A 16,893-nucleotide genomic window follows, 5' to 3' on the forward strand; every position below is an offset into this window, starting at 1 on the left:
TCCATACGGGCGGGAGGCGTTTCCCGCCCGTATGGACCTCCGTTTCTCAGCGGCCGGAAGCGGTCCGGGATCTCGCCGACGCATCGCCCATGCGGGCGAAGATGTTCGCCGCGATCGCGCCCGAGATGTTGTGCCAGACGGAGAAGATCGCACTCGGCACCGCAGCGAGCGGCGAGAAATGCGCGGTCGCAAGAGCTGCCCCGAGGCCGGAATTCTGCAGACCGACTTCGAGGGAAATCGTCTTCGCCTTGCGCGTTGGAACGGAAAAGGCCCGCGCGGCGAGGTAGCCGAGAACGAGACCGATGCCGTTATGGAGCGCGACGATGAGGAGGATCGCCGCCCCGCTCGTCGCGATACGCTCCTGATTGACGGCGACGACGGCCGCCACGATGAGGACGATGCCCGTGACGCTCACCAGCGGCAGGATCGTCACCGCAGCCTTCACGGCGCCGGAGAAGAAGCGCTGGCACAGAATGCCGAGCACGACGGGAACGAGCACGATCTGAAGGATGGAGACGAACATCGCGCCGGCATCCACCGGCAGGTACTGGCTCGCGAGCAGGTAGACGAGAAGAGGCGTCAGCACCGGAGCGAGAAGGGTGGAGACCGAGGTGCAGGCGACCGAGAGGGCGACATCCCCCTTGGCGAGATAGGTCATGACGTTGGACGAGGTGCCGCCCGGGCAGCAGCCGACGAGGATGACGCCAGCTGCGACCTCCGGCGACATCGGGATGACCAGCGTGAGCACCAGGGCTGCGAGCGGCATGATGAGGAACTGGAGGACGACGGCGAGCCCGACGTCGAAGGGGCGGCGCGCGACCTCCTTCAGGTCCGCAAACGAGATCGTCAGCCCCATCCCGAACATGATGATGCCGAGGAGTGGAACGATCCAGGGAACGAACACGGTGAAGACGTTCGGGAGGAAGAAGCCGAGCACGGCGAACAGGACCGTGATGAGCGCGAAGAAGCGGCCGAACAATGCCGAAAGGCGGCCGAGGGCGAGAAGCATCGTGAACCTCTGGTTCGATAGGGAACGTTCGAGGGGTGCTATGGCCCACCGAGCCGCCCGTTACAAACCCCTGCCCCGCCGGATCGAACCATTCCGGGTGACGTTCCAGATACGCCGCGCCTACCGATCGCGGTTCGCGACGAAGCGCGCGGCCTCCAGAAGCACGTCGGCCGACGGACCGAAGGATGCGAGTTCGCCCTCCGCATCGCCGATGAGGACGGCGAGCCGATTCCGGGTCCATTCGATGCCATGGAGCGCGGGAAGGGTCTTCTTGCCCCGCTCCCGGTCCTTGCCGGCCGCCTTTCCGAGCTGCGCGGCATCGGCGGTCTCGTCGAGGAGATCGTCGGCAAGCTGGAATGCGAGCCCGACGATCTCGCCGAAGCGGCGCAGTCGCCGCCGCTCCTCATCGCCCGCGCCCGCCGCGACAGGCCCGGCCTCGCAGGCGAAGGCGATCAGCGCGCCGGTCTTCATGGCCTGCATGCGGGCGATCTCGTCTTCCGACAGGTCCTGCGTTTCGGCCGCGAGATCGAGCATCTGTCCGCCGGCCATGCCGGCCATGCCCGAATCCCTCGCCAGAAGCGAGACGAGGGCGAGGCGCGCGGCTGGCGCGATCGCCTCCGATCCCGCGACGAGTTCGAAGGCGAGCGTCAGCAGGCTGTCGCCGGCGAGAATCGCGGTCGCCTCGTCGAACGCCTTGTGGACGGTCGGCCGTCCCCGCCGCATGTCGTCGTCGTCCATCGCCGGAAGATCGTCATGGACGAGGGAATAACAGTGGATGGCTTCCAGCGCGCAGGCGATGTCGAGCACCGCCTCATCGGACAGGCCGAAAAGGCGTGCGCTCTCGATGACGAGGAAAGGCCGGAGCCGCTTGCCCCCGCCGAGCGCCCCGTGCCGCATGGCCGCAACGAGCCGTGCGGGAGCCTGCCGCCGGCCCGGCGCATCGACCGACAGGATCTCGGCCAGCCGATTCTCGACCCGTTCGGCGGCGACTAGCAGGCGTTCTTCGAACATCGGAGCTTCTGGCCTCGTCCTGTCGGCGCAAGGTCCCGTGACCGGACGACCAGCTCGCGGGGGCCTGCAGCGGATTTTCTCGGAGCCCTGCCCAATTCGGGAACGTTGCTCCATCGTCCTGCGCCGTCTAAACCGAAGAGGTGGACTTCGCCACCGTCATCCTCGTTTCGACCATCCGAAGAGTTCCGATTTCTCGATGCTGCGCAAGTTCCTCATCGCCGCCGCCGTCGTGATATCGATGCTCGTCGCCATTCCCGTCGTTCTCGTGCCGATCTACGCGATTCCGGCGATCCATCCGGTCTCCACACTCATCCTTCGCGACCATTTCTCCTTTCGGCCCTATCTTCGCGACTGGGTGGATCTGAATGAGATCGCGCCCGTCATGCGCTATTCGGTCATCATGTCCGAGGACGGCCAGTTCTGCCGGCACGACGGGGTGGACTGGGGCGAGATGGCCTCGGTGGTCGACGAATTCCTCGAAGGCGCGGAGACGCGCGGCGCCTCGACCATCCCGATGCAGACGGTCAAGAATCTCTTCCTCTGGAACGGCCGCTCCTATGTGCGCAAGGCGCTGGAACTGCCACTGGCTCTCTACCTCAATCTCGTCCTCTCCAAGGAACGGATCCTCGAGATCTATCTGAACATCGCCGAATGGGACGAAGGCGTCTACGGCATCGAAGCGGCGAGCCAGCACTATTTCGGCCGCTCCGCCGACAGCCTAACGGCCCGGCAGGCGGCGCTTCTTGCGGTCACCCTCCCCAGTCCGGTCACCCGCAATCCGGCCGCCCCGAGCCGCCGCATGAACGCGCTCGCAGACAGGGTCCAGAGGCTCGCGCGAGCCTCGGGCAGCTATGTGGGTTGCGTGAAGACCGAAAGCGGGTAGATATCGGCCCCGCGAAACGAGAGCCCCTTTGCAAACGGCTCCAGTTTTGCTATGGGCCAGCCCAAGATTTCCCGTCATGGTGAAGCTCGACCTTTCGCACAGCGTTGCGAAGCTTCGAACTTTGTCGGTACGGGCTGTCGGCAGATCAACCGGTTTGCCGAAGACACGAACAACGAACGTTTCGGTCGGAGCGAGATATGGCGGATGCCATGCTGCGGACCGAACCCGAGCGGAGCAGACCATGGCCGTACCCAAGCGAAAGACCACCCCTTCCAAGCGCGGCATGCGCCGTTCGGCCGACGCGCTGAAGAACCCGACCTATATCGAGGACAAGAACTCCGGCGAACTGCGTCGCCCGCATCATGTGGACCTGAAGTCCGGCATGTATCGTGGCCGTCAGATCCTGACGCCGAAGGACTGATCGCCTCGCCGTCAGCTTAAGTTTCGACCCGGCGCCTTCCGAGGCCGCCGGGTTTTTTGCGTCTTGCGCCTTCTCTGCACACATGCACCCTTCATTGCCTCCGGCTTGAGGCTCGCTGGTCGGAACGGACGTGAAGAGGAGGACAAGACATCATGCGCAGCGAGATCGCGGCACGCATCGCCGATTTTCAGGCGCTGACCGGCGCGCACACTTCCATCGGCCTTGCGCCCATGGCCGGTGCCTGTCCGCCCGAGCTTTCGATCGCGGTCTGTAAGGCCGGGGGAATCGGCTCCTGCGGCGCGCTTCTCTCCTCTCCTGCCGAAATCGCCGAATGGGCCCGCGCCTTCCGCGCCGGCTCGGACGGTCCGTTCCTGATCAATCTCTGGGTCCCCGATCCCGAACCGCTGCGCGATGCCCGGCACGAGGCGAGCATTAGGGCCGCACTCTCGGACTGGGGCCCTGCCGTCGAGCCGGATGCGGGCGATGCGCCGCTGCAGGATTTCGGCGCGCAGGTCGAGGCGGTCATCGCGGTAAAGCCGCTCGGCTTCTCCACCATCATGGGCCTGCCGTCCGAGCAGGTGATCGCTGAGGTGAAGCGGGCGGGAATCCTCTGGTTCGCGACGGTGACGACGCCCGAGGAGGCGCGCGCGGCCGTAGAGGCCGGTGCCGACGTCATCGTCGCACAGGGCGCGGAGGCCGGCGGGCATCGCGGCGCCTTCCGCGCCGAGAATGCCGAGCGCCAGGCGATCGGCTCCCTTGCTCTCATCCCGGCGATCGTCGATGCGGTCTCATGTCCGGTCGTTGCCGCCGGCGGCATCGCCGACGCACGGGGTGCCATCGCGGCGCTCGCACTCGGCGCATCCGGCGTGCAGATCGGCACCGGTTTTCTGCGGACGCCGGAAGCTGCGACCAACCGGGGCTGGGCGGACGCCATCACCGGCCTTGCGCCTGAAGGCACCGTTTTGACACGAGGATTTTCCGGCCGGACCGGACGCGCGATTCGCACACGCTATACCGAGGCGGTGGCGAGCGGCGACCTGCCCGAGCCGGCCCCCTACCCCGTGCAGCGCGGCCTGACGGCGAACATGCGCAAGGCGGCGGCGAAGGATGGCGATATCGACCGAATGCAGGCCTGGGCCGGCCAGTCGGCACGCCTTGCCGAGGCGCGCCCGGCCGGCGAGATCCTGCGAACCATCGCCGCCGGAATCGACGCTTTCCTGGCCTGACCACGCCTCGGGCTCATGCCGGGTGGCGGCCGAGGCATGCCGTGCAACCGGGCCGACCCGAAACGGCGTACCGGCTTCGAGCGGGGCGCCCGATCGATTCGCGATGGGCTGGCCTCAGCCCACCAGCATCGGCCTTCTCAGCCCTTCGGCGTCAGCTTGTCGATCTTGTCCTGCATCTCCGCGAGCTGTCGGCGCATCGATTCGAGCTCGTCATGCTGGTTCTCGGAGGGGCCGGGCCGACTGTCCTGTCCCTCTTTCGCGGATTCGTGAACGAACGGATTGAACATCGACATCGCCTTGCGGAACATCTCGGTGTTCGCCCGCACCTGGGCCTCCATCAGCTCCATGGGCGACCGGCCGACCGCACTTTTCATCGTTTCGCGGAACCGCTCCTGTTCGCGCGCCAGCGAGGACATGGACTGTTCGAGATAGGAGGGCACGACCATCTGCATCTGATCGCCGTAAAAGCCGATCAGCTGGCGCAGGAAGGCGGTCGGCATCAAGGCCTGGCCGGTCTTGCTCTCCTGCTCGAAGATGATCTGGGTCAGGACGGAATGGGTGATGTCGTCGCCGCTCTTGGCGTCCTGGACCGTGAACTCCTCGTTGTTCTTGATCATGGTCGCGAGGTTGTCGAGGGTGACGTACTGGCTCGTCCCGGTGTTGTAGAGCCGTCGGTTGGCGTACTTCTTGATCACGGTGACGTCGGACTGCTTGGCCATCTCTTCGCATCCCCAAGGGCAAGTGCTCATGCACCGCTGCGGGATCGCTCCCCGCGACGCTGCGCTGCAAGAAGGAGTGGCACACTTTCCCGCGCTTTCCAAACCGGAGCCGGACCCCAATTTCGGCGTCGAAGCCCGGCGATTCGCACGGCGAGCTTACCGCTGACGAACGGGCAGTTCGATTTGACTTGGAGCGTACAAAGCTCAATTTGAGCGAGCCAGACGAGGGCAACCGGTTGCGACGCCGTTCAAGCGCGGTGTCCATCACGCAAAGAACAGTGGGAGACCGAATATGAGCAATACACAATCCATCGTGATCGCAGGCGCGGCCCGTACCGCCGTCGGCTCCTTCAATGGCGGCTTTGCAAACGTGCCGGCCCATGAACTCGGGGCCGCCGCGATCAAGGAGGCCCTGTCGCGGGCCAAGGTCGACCCGAGCGAGGTCGACGAGGTGATCATGGGGCAGATCCTGACCGCCGCGCAGGGGCAGAACCCCGCCCGTCAGGCCGCCATGGCCGCCGGCTGCCCGAAGGAGACGACTGCCTGGGGCCTCAACCAGCTCTGCGGCTCGGGTCTTCGCACCGTCGCCATCGGCATGCAGCAGATCGCCATGGGCGATGCGAAGATCATCGTGGCCGGCGGGCAGGAATCCATGTCGATGGCCCCCCACGCCCAGCATCTTCGCCAGGGCCAGAAGATGGGCGACCTGAAGCTCGTCGACACCATGCTGAAGGACGGACTGATCGACGCCTTCAACGGCTACCACATGGGCAATACGGCGGAGAACGTCGCGAACCAGTGGCAGATCACCCGCGAGATGCAGGACAAGTTCGCCGCCACCTCGCAGAACCGCGCCGAGGAAGCCCAGAAGGCCGGCCGCTTCAAGGACGAGATCGTCCCCTTCACCGTGAAGGGCCGCAAGGGCGATACGGTCATCGACGCGGACGAGTACATCAAGTACGGCGTCACCGCCGAGGGCATCGCCAAGCTTCGTCCGGCCTTCGACAAGGAAGGCTCCGTCACCGCCGCCAACGCATCGGGCATCAATGACGGCGGCGCGGCGACGGTCCTCATGAGCGAGGCGGAAGCCGAGCGGCGCGGCGTCACCCCGCTCGTTCGCATCGTCTCCTGGGCGACGGCGGGCGTCGATCCGGCGATCATGGGCACCGGCCCGATCCCGGCGAGCCGCAAGGCGCTCGAAAAGGCCGGCTGGAAGATCGAGGATCTCGATCTCGTCGAATCGAACGAAGCCTTCGCCGCACAGGCCTGTGCCGTGAACAAGGATCTCGGCTGGGATCCGGAGATCGTCAACGTCAACGGCGGCTCGATCGCCATCGGCCATCCGGTCGGCGCGTCTGGCAACCGCATCCTCAACACGCTGATCCACGAGATGCAGCGTCGCGGCTCGCGCAAGGGCCTCGCGACCCTCTGCGTCGGCGGCGGCATGGGTGTTGCCATGTGCGTCGAGCGGATCTGACGGGACGCGGACGAACATCGTCCTCTAACCCGCAGAGATACGGTCGCGAATGGTGGCGGGGCAGTGATTGCCCCGTCCGCCTCGGTCCATTGCAGCCCTCAAGTCCAGAGCCCCCGTCGCAAGTCGGGGGCTTTTGTTCGATGGTCGCACGACCGGCGTCCTTCACACGAAGAACGGGAATTTGCCATGGCGGACCCAGCCTCTCCTATCCTCGCCAGCGTTCGGGACGATCCGTTCCGGCAATTGATCTTTTCCGGCGGCGGGACCCGATGCTTCTGGCATGGCGGCTTCTGCGAGGTGGTGAGGCGGCCGCTCGCCTTGGAGCCAGAGCGCATCACCGGCGCCTCGGGCGGGGCTTTGTCGGCTGCCTGCTTCATCTCGCGGCGCGAGGAGAAGCTCCTCGCCGTGATGGGCGAGGCCTTCGCCGATCGCGGTCACAATGTCAGCACGAGCCTTGAGGAGGCGAACGAGGACGGGATCACGCCCCATCAAAGGATCTACCGTGAGGTGGTCGGCGAGGTCTTCGATGCGGACGCCATCGAGGCGATCGCAGACGGACCCGCCTTCCAGGTGATGATCGCCCATCCGCCGACCGAGAGGTTTCCCAAATGGTCGACCTTTCCCCTGATCGCCGCCTATCTCCTCGACCTTGCGGTCCGCTCGACCCCGCATGTGAAATGGCCCGAAGCACTCGGCGCCGACAACGATCTCATCGATGCGCGGCTCGCGGCACGCGAAGGCCGCCTCGTCGACCTCATCTGCGCGGCCGCCGTCATCCCGCCGGTCTTCAACGTCGAGGGCTGGGACGGCGAGAAGGTCATCGATGGCGGCATGACCACCAAGGCGCCAATTCCCGAACCGGACGAGGGACGATCGCTCATCCTTCTCACCCGTCGCTTCCGGAACCTGCCCCAGACCCCGCGCCGGCTCTACGTCCAGCCTTCGGGAGAGGTGCCGGCCGACAAGATCGACTTTACCGATCGCGACAAGCTGCATGCGGCCTGGGATGCCGGGCGCAGGGATGGCGAGCTGTTTCTGGCGGGCGAGGATGCCGGGCTGTTCTCGGAGCGGTGATCTGAGCCGGACGGCTTCAGCAGAGGGAGCCGAAGCCGATCGGATAGACCTTGCGCATGCCGGTGACGAAGGCCCGGGCACGCGGCCTGTCGAACATGCCCGCATAGGCGCGGTCCAGCACGTTGAGGCCGCCAGTCGTCACCCCGAAGGAGGGCATGATCAGCCGGGTTCCGTCGCCGACGAAGCAGGTTCCCCGCACGGCCCTTCCGCCGCCACGGACCTTGGCGACCGGATGAAGATGGCCCGCGATTTCTCCATGGGCGGGCGAAGCACTCGGCACATGGCGCAGGACGAGATCGCCGATGCCAAGCTCCTCGCACGCATCGCCACCGATATCGGCCGGCGGCTCGGGATCGTGATTGCCCATGATCCAGGTCCAGTCCCGGCCGGTCATCAGCCTGCGCAGGGTCTGCCTGTGAATCTCGGGAAGCGCGGCTGCCGCATGTCGGTCGTGGAACGAGTCGCCGAGACAGACCACACGGCGCGGCTGCAGGCGCGTGAGCACCCGTTCCAGGAGCGTCAACGTCATCGCCGTGTCGTAAGGCGGCAGCATCATGCCACGGCGCGCGAAGGCGGCGCCCTTCTCGATGTGCAGATCGGAGACGACGAGCGTCTTCGAGGCGGGATGAACCATCACGCCCGCAGGATCGAGCAGCACGGCCTCTCCGGCGATGCCCGTCTCCAGCCATTCACATTCGTCCTGCCGCATCCGGCGCGCCAACGCATTCATCGAAAACCGCCGCCATTCGGTTTTGCGGGCTGTTCGCCCCTTTCGTCTCGTTCCCGATCTTTTCCACCGCGAGCAAGGCGAAGGCAAGGCACGCCGAAGGTCGCAGGCCATCCGGGTCCATGAGTGCCGGGGCAAGGAGAAAGCCCTTGCGAAAGCGAAGCGGACTGGCTAGTTAGCGCCGCACGGGGCCTCGTGGCGGAGTGGTTACGCAGAGGACTGCAAATCCTTGCACGCCGGTTCGATTCCGGCCGAGGCCTCCATCGATATCTCGCGCCCCCGGGCCGCGAACCTTTCCCAGCACATTGGATCGACCGGCGCGGCGCGCGAAAGCGTATCGATAGGTCTGTGGATCGCCCGACCCGCTCCCGGCATCCCTTGCGCTGTCGGCCTGCGACCCCTTGGTGCAGAGGCCGCGCCTGTGTTAACCCTTCATGCAGGCATCAAACGGCGCGAAACCACGGAAATGCAAGCCTCCCCACCTTCCGATCGACATGACGAGAACGGACCGTATCAATCCATGATCCGGCTGCGGTGACAGTGATGGTTTGCGGAAGAAGGAGCGCGCGACGGATATTCTCGTTCGCAGGGGTCACCGCTCTGGTTTGCATCCTGTCGGCCTGCGGCAATAGCGGTCTTCGCCTCCCGACCATGTCGATGCCGGATATGCCCGGCTTCGTCGACCAATTGTCGGGCACGTCTTCGAGGTCCAAGTTCGAGCCGACCGTCTCCGCCGCCCTGACCCAGGGCGAGGAACAGGCCCAGCGGATCGCCCTGACCCGCGAATTGCCGCCAGGCTGGGCCCTCACGATCCTGCGAACCAATTCCGGCAGCGACAGACGCGGCCGCATCCAGACCTGCGGGCTCTATTCCGCCGCCTCCTCCGATGGAAGCCAGAAGCGAAGCGGGATCTTCCGATCCGAGATCGATCGGAGCGGCGATGCGGTCTATCTGCGCAGCCTTGCCGAAACGGGCACCCAGAAGCTGATCGTCTACAGCAACTGCCAGAAGCTCGGCCTGTTCTAGGAGGCCTCGCCGGGTGGTGAGGATGGCCCCTCCCGGCGAATGCGGTCGCGCTGGATAACGGCATCGGACTGCCGAATTCACACGCTTTGCCGGCAAATGTCGAAGCGGGATTTTGCTCTAATCCAGGCCCGCCAGACCGCGCGAATCCGCGTCCTGCTTTTCCTTCCTGGATCGCCTTCCCATCGGTCTTCCGGTGCGCGCTCGCCCCTCGCACGAGCGCAGGAAAGCCTTTGTTAAGGTTAAGCGGCTCTAATGCGGCGAAACGGAGCGTGTCGCAGACAAGCGATCGTCCCCTGCAATCGTAGACGAGAATCGGGGCGTTTTTCCAGCCATGACAGCGACGACAGGACAAAGGCAAAGCTTCGGTCGACGCAGGCAGCCGATCACCTTCGTCGTCGCTCGCGGCGAAACGGTCCGCCACATCACCCTGGAACGACGCCATTTCGTTCGAAGCGGCTTCGTCGCGGTCATCTGCGGCCTGTGCCTGACGGCGGCCACATACCACTTCGGACCAGTCGAGGCGGTGCCGGCCGTTCCGGGCGAGAGCGAGCTTCGCCACTCCTACGAACTGCGCCTCGCCGAACTCCGCACCCAGCTCGACGAGGCGACGAGCCGGCAGTTCGTGGCCCAGAAGATGCTCGAATCCAAGGTCGACCTCCTGCTCGACCAGCAGGAGGTGATCGCCGAGCGCTACGAGCGGCTGGAGCCGCTGTTCCGGCGCGCCCGCGAGAACGGCATCCTGCCGGGCGTCGATCGGATCGACATGCCGGTGCCCACACCTCGCCCCGGATCGGCCGCAGACGCCTATATCAAGGCCGAAGCCGAGGCCGGACCCGGTGCCCTCAGAACGCCGGCGGCCACACTATCCTCAACGAACCGGGACGCGGACCCACAGGATGCGGCCTCGCAGGAGAGCCCGATCCTCGATCCGTTGCAGACCGCCTCCCTACGCCAGTCGAATATCGAGATCTCGCCGGAAACCCTGGGCGATTTTCGCGAGGCGATCGATGTGGCCGAGCTCCAGCAGATTTCCAATCTGCGGCTCCTCGTGTCGCAGGCGCAGGACCGGACCACTCAGATCTCGTCCGTCCTCGCCTCGGTGGGCATTCGTCCGGGCACGAGGGCCGAACGCGGCGTCGGAGGTCCCTTCGAGCCGGTCCCCGACGAGTTGGATTTCGACGTCCACTATGCCGAGCTCGACACCGCGCTCGAGCGTCTCGAGGGCCTGAGGGGGCTTTCGGAGGGCCTCCCCTTCGCCGCACCGATGGATGCGAGCCTGATGTCGTCGACTTTCGGCGTCCGGAAGGACCCGTTCCTTGGGCGCAGAGCGCTCCATGCGGGCATCGATTACGCCGTGCGCACCGGAACGCCGGTCCGCGCCACGGCATCCGGCACGGTCGTGCGCGCCAAGCGCGCAGGCGGCTACGGCAATCTGGTGGAGATCGATCACGGCAACGATGTCAGAACGAGGTTCGGCCATCTGTCGCGGATCGACGTGAAGCCGGGCGACAAGGTGGAACGCGGCCAGACGATCGGCGCCGTCGGCTCGACCGGACGCAGCACGGGTCCCCATCTTCACTACGAGATCCGGCGCGGCAAGAAGGCGGTGGACCCGATGGGGTTCATCCGGGCCGGACGCAAGCTCGAAACTCTCAGCTGACGGTTTCTGATTTTCCGGAGAGGGGCGGCGAGTGGATCGCCGCCTCTCTTGGCGTCTACAGCATCGGACCGAAAAGTGGGCCCGGTTTCCGGACCATCCGATGCGTCAACGATCAGCCGGAGCTTCGGACCCGATTCTCAAATCGGGTCCGAAGCTCTCGGCGTCAGTCCGCGTCCTCGACGGAGGCGAGCTTGCCTTCCACACGGGCCGCGAGAGCTGCCTCCATGAAGTCGTCGAGCTTGCCGTCGAGCACGTCCTGGGGCGAGGTGCTCTCGATCCCGGTCCGCAGGTCCTTCACCAGCTGATAGGGCTGGAGGACGTAGGAGCGGATCTGGTGTCCCCAGCCGATATCGGTCTTGGACGCCGCCTCGGCATTGGCCTCGGCCTCGCGCTTCTCCAGCTCCGCCTCGTAGAGACGCGCCCTCAGCATGTTCCAGGCGGTCGCCCGGTTCTTGTGCTGCGAACGCTCGCTCTGGCACTGGACCACGATCCCGGATTTGAGATGCGTGATACGCACGGCCGAGTCGGTCGTGTTGACGTGCTGGCCGCCGGCGCCCGAGGCCCGGTAGGTATCGATGCGCACATCGCCTTCGTTCACCTCGATATCGATAGTGTCGTCGACGACCGGATAGACCCAGACGGATGCGAACGAGGTATGGCGGCGCGCCTGGCTGTCATAGGGCGAGATGCGCACCAGACGGTGCACGCCGGACTCGGTCTTCGCCCAGCCATAGGCGTTGTGGCCCTTGATCAGGAGCGTGGTGCTCTTGATGCCGGCCTCTTCCCCGCCCTGCTCTTCCAGAACCTCGACCTTGAACTTGGAGCGCTCGGCCCAGCGCAGATACATGCGCTGCAGCATCGAGGCCCAATCCTGGCTCTCGGTGCCGCCGGCGCCGGAATGGACTTCCATATAGGTGTCGTTGGAGTCCGCCTCGCCGGACAGAAGCGTCTCGATCTGCCGCTTGCTGGCATCGGCCAGAAGCGCCTTCAGCGTGGCCTCGGCCTCCTCGACGATGCTACTGTCGCCCTCTTCCTCGCCCATGGCGATGAGTTCGACATTCTCCTCGACGGCGCCTTCGAGTTCGCGGATCGCGGTGATGCTGGATTCCAGACTCTGACGCTCGCGCATCAGGGCCTGAGCCTCGGACGGATCGTCCCAGATGGACGGGTCCTCGGCCTTATTGTTCAGATGGTCGAGACGACGAAGTGCCTGATCCCAGTCAAAGATGCCTCCTCAGCAGCCCGATGGTCTGCTTGGTCTCGTCGACGATGTGTTCGATTTCGGCGCGCACGGCGCTGTCCTCCTTGGATGATCAGGACCCTGGGATCCTGCGAGCGGACGGTCTCCGACGGCGCTGCGGCGGAGGGCTCGAAGAAAAGGGACGGTCGCGAGCGCCGTCCCTTTTTCATGTCGCGGTATAACGGGATCGGACCGTCTTGGCTAGGTGAAGCGGGCTCAGAAAAGCCCGCCCGCGCCTTGCGAAATGGCCTGTCGCGTCTGTTCGGACACCACACCGCGCTGGACGTCCGAGGCGATCGCATCCATGCCGATGACGCTGTAGCTGTCGGCAGGTCCGGTGCCCGGCTTGAACGCCTCCATGATGACGCCCTCCCCTTCACCGGACGCGCGCATGCCGTTCGAACGATTGACCGCGACGAGTTCCATGCCTTCAGGAACGACGAAGTCCACGGGCGGCTGGCCTTCCATCGCCTTCGACATGAAGTCGATGAAGACGGGAGCCGCCATGCCGCCGCCGGTCGCGCTCTTGCCCATGGGGCGCGGCTGGTCGTAGCCAAGATAGACGCCGACGACGAGATCGGGCGTGAAGCCGACGAACCAGACGTCCTTCTCCTCATTGGTCGTTCCGGTCTTGCCGGCGACCGGGAAGCCCAGCTCCTTGACCCTCGTCGCGGTGCCGCGCTGGACGACGCCTTCCATCATCGAGGTGATCTGGTAGGCGGTCATCGGATCGAGGACCTGGTCACGCTCGTCGACGAGCTCCGGCTCGGCCTGACCGGCGTAGTCACCCGGATTGCATTCGGCGCAGAAGCGCTGGTCGTGCTTGTAGATCGTGCGGCCATACCGGTCCTGGACGCGGTCGATCAGCGTCGGCTCGATCGAGCGCCCGCCATTGGCGAGAACCGAATAGGCACCGACCATGCGCAGCACCGTGGTCTCGCCGGCTCCCAGCGACATCGGCAGGAAGGGCGCGAGCTTGTCGTAGACGCCGAAACGCTCAGCATATTCGGCGACGAGCTTCATTCCCATGTCCCGCGCGAGCCGCACAGTCATCAGGTTCCGGCTCTTCTCGATGCCGAGCCGAAGGGTCGAAGGGCCGGCCGAACCGCCGCCGTAATTGGAGGGGGTCCAGAAGCCGCCGCGGCCGTCGGGAATGGAGATCGGCGCGTCGAGAATCACCGAGGCCGGCGTGTATCCGTTGTCGAGCGCTGCCGCGTAGACGAACGGCTTGAACGAGGAGCCCGGCTGGCGATAGGCCTGGGAGGCACGGTTGAACTCGGATTCGGCATAGGAGAAGCCGCCGACCATGGCGCGCACGCGGCCGGTTTCCGGCTCCATGGCGACGAGGCCGCCCTGGACTTCCGGCGGCTGGCGAAGGCGCCATTGCCCGTCCTCGTCGGTCGCCTGAACATAGACGACGTCGCCCCGGTGAAGCACCTCGGACACCGATCCGACCGTTCCCTTTCGCTCTGGCGTCGCAAGACGCATGGCCCAGGCCATGTTCGACTTGCGGATGGTTCCGATCTGGCGCTCGCCGTCGAGCTTGTCGCCGGCGTTGCGGGCCGGCTGCAGGCCGATACTCGCGCTGTCGGCATCGGCCGAAAGAACGATCGCAAGATGCCATTCCGGAACGTCCGACAGGCCGTTGACCTTGCCGAGGGTCTGGCCCCAGTCGCTGCCGATCTCGGCGGTCTCGACCGGCCCGCGATAGCCGTGCGCCTCGTCGAACTTGACGAGGGCGTGCTGCAGCGCCTCGCGCGCATAGCCCTGCATCTTGGGATCGAGCGTCGTGCGCACCGAAAGGCCGCCCTCGTAGAGCGCGTCGATGCCGTAGCGCTCGACGATCTCGCGGCGCACGTCCTCGGTGAAGTATTCGGCCGTCGCCAGATAGGTGCCGGAAGGACGCGGATTGACGCCGAGCGGCTTGGAGCGCGCGTCCTCGGCCTCGGCGGCGGTGATGAAGCCGTTGCTCTCCATCTGGCCGATGACCCAGTTGCGGCGCGCGAGCGCACGGTCCGCATTGCGGAAGGGATTGTAGTTCTCGGGCGCCTTGGGAAGGGCGGCGAGATAGGCCGCCTCCTCGATCGTCAGCTCGTTGACGGACTTGTCGAAATAGCCGAGTGCCGCGGCCGCGATGCCGTAGGACCCCATGCCGAGATAGATCTCGTTCAGATAGAGTTCGAGGATCTTGTCCTTCGAATAGGCCTGCTCGATCCGCATCGAAAGAATTGCTTCCTTCACCTTGCGGTCGAAGGTCCGCTCATTGGTGAGGAGAAAGTTCTTTGCGACCTGCTGGGTGATCGTGGAGGCGCCCTGCATGCGCCCGCCCTGGGCCAGCACCATGACGGCGCGGCCAATGCCCTCGATGTCGACGCCGCCATGGGAATAGAAATTCTTGTCCTCGGCGGCGAGGAAGGCGTTCTTTACGCGGGAGGGAATCGCCTGGATCGGCAGGAACAGACGGCGCTCGCGCGCATATTCGGCCATCAGCGCACCATCGGAGGCATGGATGCGCGTCGTCACCGGCGGCTTGTAATCGGCCAGAACCTGATAGTCGGGAAGGTCCTCGCCCACCTTCTCCACATACCAGGCGAGCCCGCCTGCGATGAGGAGGAAGAAGACCGAGCCGATCCCGAAGAAATAGCCGATAAGTCTGATCATCGGTGCAATATCCGTTCTCCAGCGACACGGGTCGCCGGATACCCCTGATTTCCGGTCTCGACAATCGAGACGATCCCCATGCGGCCCGTTCGTTCTTCCATCCGCCCCACCCCGGCGGACGGTCGAACCGCGTTCCGACTTTCTGTGCAGGCCTGCGTCATGCCCGTCAAATGCGGCAGAGCGATGATTGCGCGCCCGCCGCAAGCTCTCCGACAGCTTCGTTCGCGCCTTTTCCTCCCGTGGCGCTGCCGGAGCTCGTTCTCCCCGATCTCAGTCGCGATCGAGGCCATAGAAGCCGATGATGGCGTCGGCGACCGTCCGCATGATCTCCTGGCGCCATTTCGTATCGGCGAGAAGCTTGGCATCGCTCGCATTCGACATGAATCCCATCTCGATCAGGACCGAGGGAACATCGGGCGATTTCAGCACCATGAAACCTGCCGACCGCTTCGGATTGTTGATGAGGCGGATCTTCGAGCGGCGCATGCGCTCGAGCAGCGCCGAGGCGAAATGCTCCGAATAGCCCACCGTCTCGCGGCGGGTGAGATCGGCCAGGATATCGAAGATCTCCGGCTGGTCGGGCGCGTAATCGGCGCCGCCGAAGCGATCGGCCGCGTTCTCGTTCGCCGCGATCTCGAGCGAGAGACGGTCGGATGCCTTTTCCGACAGGGTGTAGATCGTCGCGCCCCGAAGATCGTCGTAGCGGATGCTGTCGGCGTGAAGCGAGATGAAGAGGTCGGCATTCTCCCGGCGTGCGATCTCCGAGCGCTCGACGAGGCCGACGAAGACGTCCTCTTCGCGGGTGAGGACGATCCGAATGCCCGGCTGCCTCGCGAGCGCATCGCGAAGCGCCTTGGCGGCCGCGAGATTCACGGCCTTCTCCATGACGCCGTTCTTCGCCACCGCCCCCTTGTCCTCGCCGCCATGGCCGGGATCGATGACGACGGTGAACTGATGCTCGGACGCGGCTGCGTGTTCGGACGATGCCGGTCGCGCCGACTTGCCTTCGCTCCCGGCCTGTGCCGAAAGGCGCGGCTCGCCTGCGATGACGGTCTCTGCCGCTTCGGCGAAGACGATCTCGTACCGCGCCCCGGCCCCGCTCTCGGCGTCGATCCGGTCGAGGCGCGCCTCCACCCCCGTTCGCGGGCGGAAGATATAGCGATAGCGATCGGGGCCGGTTGCGCCGTGGCGCACGCTTTCGATCAGTCCCTCGCCCCCGTCCCATTCAGGGTCGCCGGCCGGAAGCGCATCGCGAAGATCGAGCGCGATGCGGTCCGGGAAGCGCAGGACGACGAGCCGCGCATCCGGCGCGGAGGTGAAATCGAAGACGGCGCTCTGCTTCCCGTCGACCGGCGGATGGATTTCCACATGGGTGACGATCGCGGTCTCGGCCCGTGCGAGGTCAGCGGGCGAAGCAAAGGAGGCAAGAATGAAGATGAGAAGGGAGCCGACGATTCGCAACATCACGGGGACAGTCTCGACGCATTCGCGTTTCAGGTTCGGGCGACGGGCTTAGACGAAACGTTTGCGGTCAATATGGCCGACCCGCCGGATGCATGATGCGCTCTGCGACTTGCCGCAAACCTGTTGGCGGCAAACCGTCGTCGCAAGCGACAGGTCAGCCCTGCCCGACCCGACGGCTTGTTTCTCGCGGCGCCTGGGCATATGAGGGAATGTAGAAGTCTTGCAGGTCAGGGACCTTTTCCGTCTCGGACGCTCCTCATATCAGAGCTGCGGGTCCGGGAGGCGAGCTGATCGT

At 65.4% G+C, this 16,893-nt stretch carries 14 protein-coding genes and 1 tRNA gene; 8 read left to right on the forward strand and 7 right to left on the reverse strand.

What is annotated here, in order from left to right:
* Positions 1 to 46 precede the first annotated feature (46 nt).
* Together DYI37_RS15950 and DYI37_RS15955 are read right to left on the reverse strand one after the other, a co-directional pair.
* The gene (locus DYI37_RS15950; protein ID WP_116684268.1) at positions 47 to 1,009 is read right to left on the reverse strand and encodes a bile acid:sodium symporter family protein; all 963 of its coding nucleotides are present in this window, start codon (positions 1,007 to 1,009) and stop codon (positions 47 to 49) included.
* Between the two features lie 120 nt (positions 1,010 to 1,129).
* The gene (locus tag DYI37_RS15955) at positions 1,130 to 2,020 is read right to left on the reverse strand and encodes a polyprenyl synthetase family protein (protein ID WP_116684269.1); all 891 of its coding nucleotides are present in this window, start codon (positions 2,018 to 2,020) and stop codon (positions 1,130 to 1,132) included.
* A 196-nt stretch (positions 2,021 to 2,216) separates the two neighbouring features.
* Here DYI37_RS15955 and DYI37_RS15960 point away from each other — a divergent pair, with 196 nt between their 5' ends.
* The 3 genes from DYI37_RS15960 to DYI37_RS15970 all read left to right on the forward strand — a co-directional run bounded on the left by DYI37_RS15960 (position 2,217) and on the right by DYI37_RS15970 (position 4,550).
* Entirely contained in the window at positions 2,217 to 2,903 is a 687-nt protein-coding gene (locus DYI37_RS15960) for a biosynthetic peptidoglycan transglycosylase (protein WP_116684270.1), read from the forward strand.
* Positions 2,904 to 3,144: 241 nt separating this feature from the next.
* Positions 3,145 to 3,324 (forward strand): 50S ribosomal protein L32, encoded by a 180-nt coding sequence (gene rpmF, locus DYI37_RS15965; RefSeq protein ID WP_116684271.1) that lies wholly within the window; start codon positions 3,145 to 3,147, stop codon positions 3,322 to 3,324.
* A 152-nt stretch (positions 3,325 to 3,476) separates the two neighbouring features.
* Positions 3,477 to 4,550, forward strand: coding sequence for an NAD(P)H-dependent flavin oxidoreductase (locus DYI37_RS15970; RefSeq protein ID WP_116684272.1), 1,074 nt, complete (start codon positions 3,477 to 3,479; stop codon positions 4,548 to 4,550).
* Between the two features lie 137 nt (positions 4,551 to 4,687).
* Here the strand turns inward: DYI37_RS15970 and phaR are convergent, their stop codons facing one another.
* Positions 4,688 to 5,269 (reverse strand): polyhydroxyalkanoate synthesis repressor PhaR, encoded by a 582-nt coding sequence (phaR, locus tag DYI37_RS15975; RefSeq protein WP_116684273.1) that lies wholly within the window; start codon positions 5,267 to 5,269, stop codon positions 4,688 to 4,690.
* Positions 5,270 to 5,561: 292 nt separating this feature from the next.
* On the opposite strand from phaR, the gene DYI37_RS15980 reads away from it, so the two are divergent.
* Together DYI37_RS15980 and DYI37_RS15985 are read left to right on the forward strand one after the other, a co-directional pair.
* A complete protein-coding gene (locus tag DYI37_RS15980) occupies positions 5,562 to 6,746 on the forward strand; it encodes an acetyl-CoA C-acetyltransferase (protein ID WP_116684274.1) in 1,185 nt (394 codons plus the stop codon).
* 186 nt (positions 6,747 to 6,932) lie between these two features.
* Positions 6,933 to 7,820, forward strand: coding sequence for a patatin-like phospholipase family protein (locus tag DYI37_RS15985; protein WP_116684275.1), 888 nt, complete (start codon positions 6,933 to 6,935; stop codon positions 7,818 to 7,820).
* Between the two features lie 16 nt (positions 7,821 to 7,836).
* On the opposite strand, the gene pdeM is transcribed toward DYI37_RS15985, so the two are convergent.
* A complete protein-coding gene (gene pdeM, locus DYI37_RS15990; protein WP_116684276.1) occupies positions 7,837 to 8,550 on the reverse strand; it encodes a ligase-associated DNA damage response endonuclease PdeM in 714 nt (237 codons plus the stop codon).
* 186 nt (positions 8,551 to 8,736) lie between these two features.
* Here pdeM and DYI37_RS15995 point away from each other — a divergent pair.
* The 3 genes from DYI37_RS15995 (at position 8,737) to DYI37_RS16005 (ending at position 11,233) form a co-directional block, all read left to right on the forward strand.
* Positions 8,737 to 8,810 (forward strand) — tRNA-Cys (locus DYI37_RS15995).
* 394 nt (positions 8,811 to 9,204) lie between these two features.
* The gene (locus tag DYI37_RS16000; protein ID WP_147307937.1) at positions 9,205 to 9,573 is read left to right on the forward strand and encodes a hypothetical protein; all 369 of its coding nucleotides are present in this window, start codon (positions 9,205 to 9,207) and stop codon (positions 9,571 to 9,573) included.
* A gap of 331 nt (positions 9,574 to 9,904) precedes the next feature.
* The gene (locus DYI37_RS16005; RefSeq protein ID WP_116684278.1) at positions 9,905 to 11,233 is read left to right on the forward strand and encodes a M23 family metallopeptidase; all 1,329 of its coding nucleotides are present in this window, start codon (positions 9,905 to 9,907) and stop codon (positions 11,231 to 11,233) included.
* Positions 11,234 to 11,396: 163 nt separating this feature from the next.
* Here the strand turns inward: DYI37_RS16005 and prfB are convergent.
* The 3 genes from prfB to DYI37_RS16020 form a co-directional block, all read right to left on the reverse strand.
* A protein-coding gene (gene prfB, locus DYI37_RS16010; protein WP_116684279.1) for a peptide chain release factor 2 occupies positions 11,397 to 12,525 on the reverse strand; the annotation gives its coding sequence in 2 pieces (ribosomal slippage) (positions 11,397 to 12,455 and positions 12,457 to 12,525; 1,128 coding nt in all).
* A gap of 164 nt (positions 12,526 to 12,689) precedes the next feature.
* Positions 12,690 to 15,134, reverse strand: coding sequence for a penicillin-binding protein 1A (locus DYI37_RS16015; RefSeq protein WP_116684280.1), 2,445 nt, complete (start codon positions 15,132 to 15,134; stop codon positions 12,690 to 12,692).
* Positions 15,135 to 15,404: 270 nt separating this feature from the next.
* Positions 15,405 to 16,598 carry an N-acetylmuramoyl-L-alanine amidase family protein gene (locus DYI37_RS16020; protein WP_116684281.1) on the reverse strand — a complete coding sequence of 398 codons (1,194 nt, stop codon included), beginning with the start codon at positions 16,596 to 16,598 and terminating at the stop codon, positions 15,405 to 15,407.
* Positions 16,599 to 16,893: the final 295 nt, after the last annotated feature.

The organism is Fulvimarina endophytica (assembly GCF_003403015.1).
Lineage (GTDB): Bacteria > Pseudomonadota > Alphaproteobacteria > Rhizobiales > Rhizobiaceae > Fulvimarina > Fulvimarina endophytica.

Coding starts and splice junctions, on each gene's coding strand:
- DYI37_RS15955 (WP_116684269.1), bottom strand. CDS start 2,020: ATGTTCGAAGAACGCCTGCTAGTCGCCGCCGAACGGGTCGAGAATCGG.
- pdeM (WP_116684276.1), bottom strand. CDS start 8,550: ATGAATGCGTTGGCGCGCCGGATGCGGCAGGACGAATGTGAATGGCTG.
- DYI37_RS15985 (WP_116684275.1), top strand. CDS start 6,933: ATGGCGGACCCAGCCTCTCCTATCCTCGCCAGCGTTCGGGACGATCCG.
- DYI37_RS15970 (WP_116684272.1), top strand. CDS start 3,477: ATGCGCAGCGAGATCGCGGCACGCATCGCCGATTTTCAGGCGCTGACC.
- DYI37_RS15980 (WP_116684274.1), top strand. CDS start 5,562: ATGAGCAATACACAATCCATCGTGATCGCAGGCGCGGCCCGTACCGCC.
- phaR (WP_116684273.1), bottom strand. CDS start 5,269: ATGGCCAAGCAGTCCGACGTCACCGTGATCAAGAAGTACGCCAACCGA.
- DYI37_RS15950 (WP_116684268.1), bottom strand. CDS start 1,009: ATGCTTCTCGCCCTCGGCCGCCTTTCGGCATTGTTCGGCCGCTTCTTC.
- DYI37_RS15960 (WP_116684270.1), top strand. CDS start 2,217: ATGCTGCGCAAGTTCCTCATCGCCGCCGCCGTCGTGATATCGATGCTC.
- rpmF (WP_116684271.1), top strand. CDS start 3,145: ATGGCCGTACCCAAGCGAAAGACCACCCCTTCCAAGCGCGGCATGCGC.
- DYI37_RS16005 (WP_116684278.1), top strand. CDS start 9,905: ATGACAGCGACGACAGGACAAAGGCAAAGCTTCGGTCGACGCAGGCAG.
- DYI37_RS16020 (WP_116684281.1), bottom strand. CDS start 16,598: ATGTTGCGAATCGTCGGCTCCCTTCTCATCTTCATTCTTGCCTCCTTT.
- DYI37_RS16015 (WP_116684280.1), bottom strand. CDS start 15,134: ATGATCAGACTTATCGGCTATTTCTTCGGGATCGGCTCGGTCTTCTTC.
- DYI37_RS16000 (WP_147307937.1), top strand. CDS start 9,205: ATGCCGGATATGCCCGGCTTCGTCGACCAATTGTCGGGCACGTCTTCG.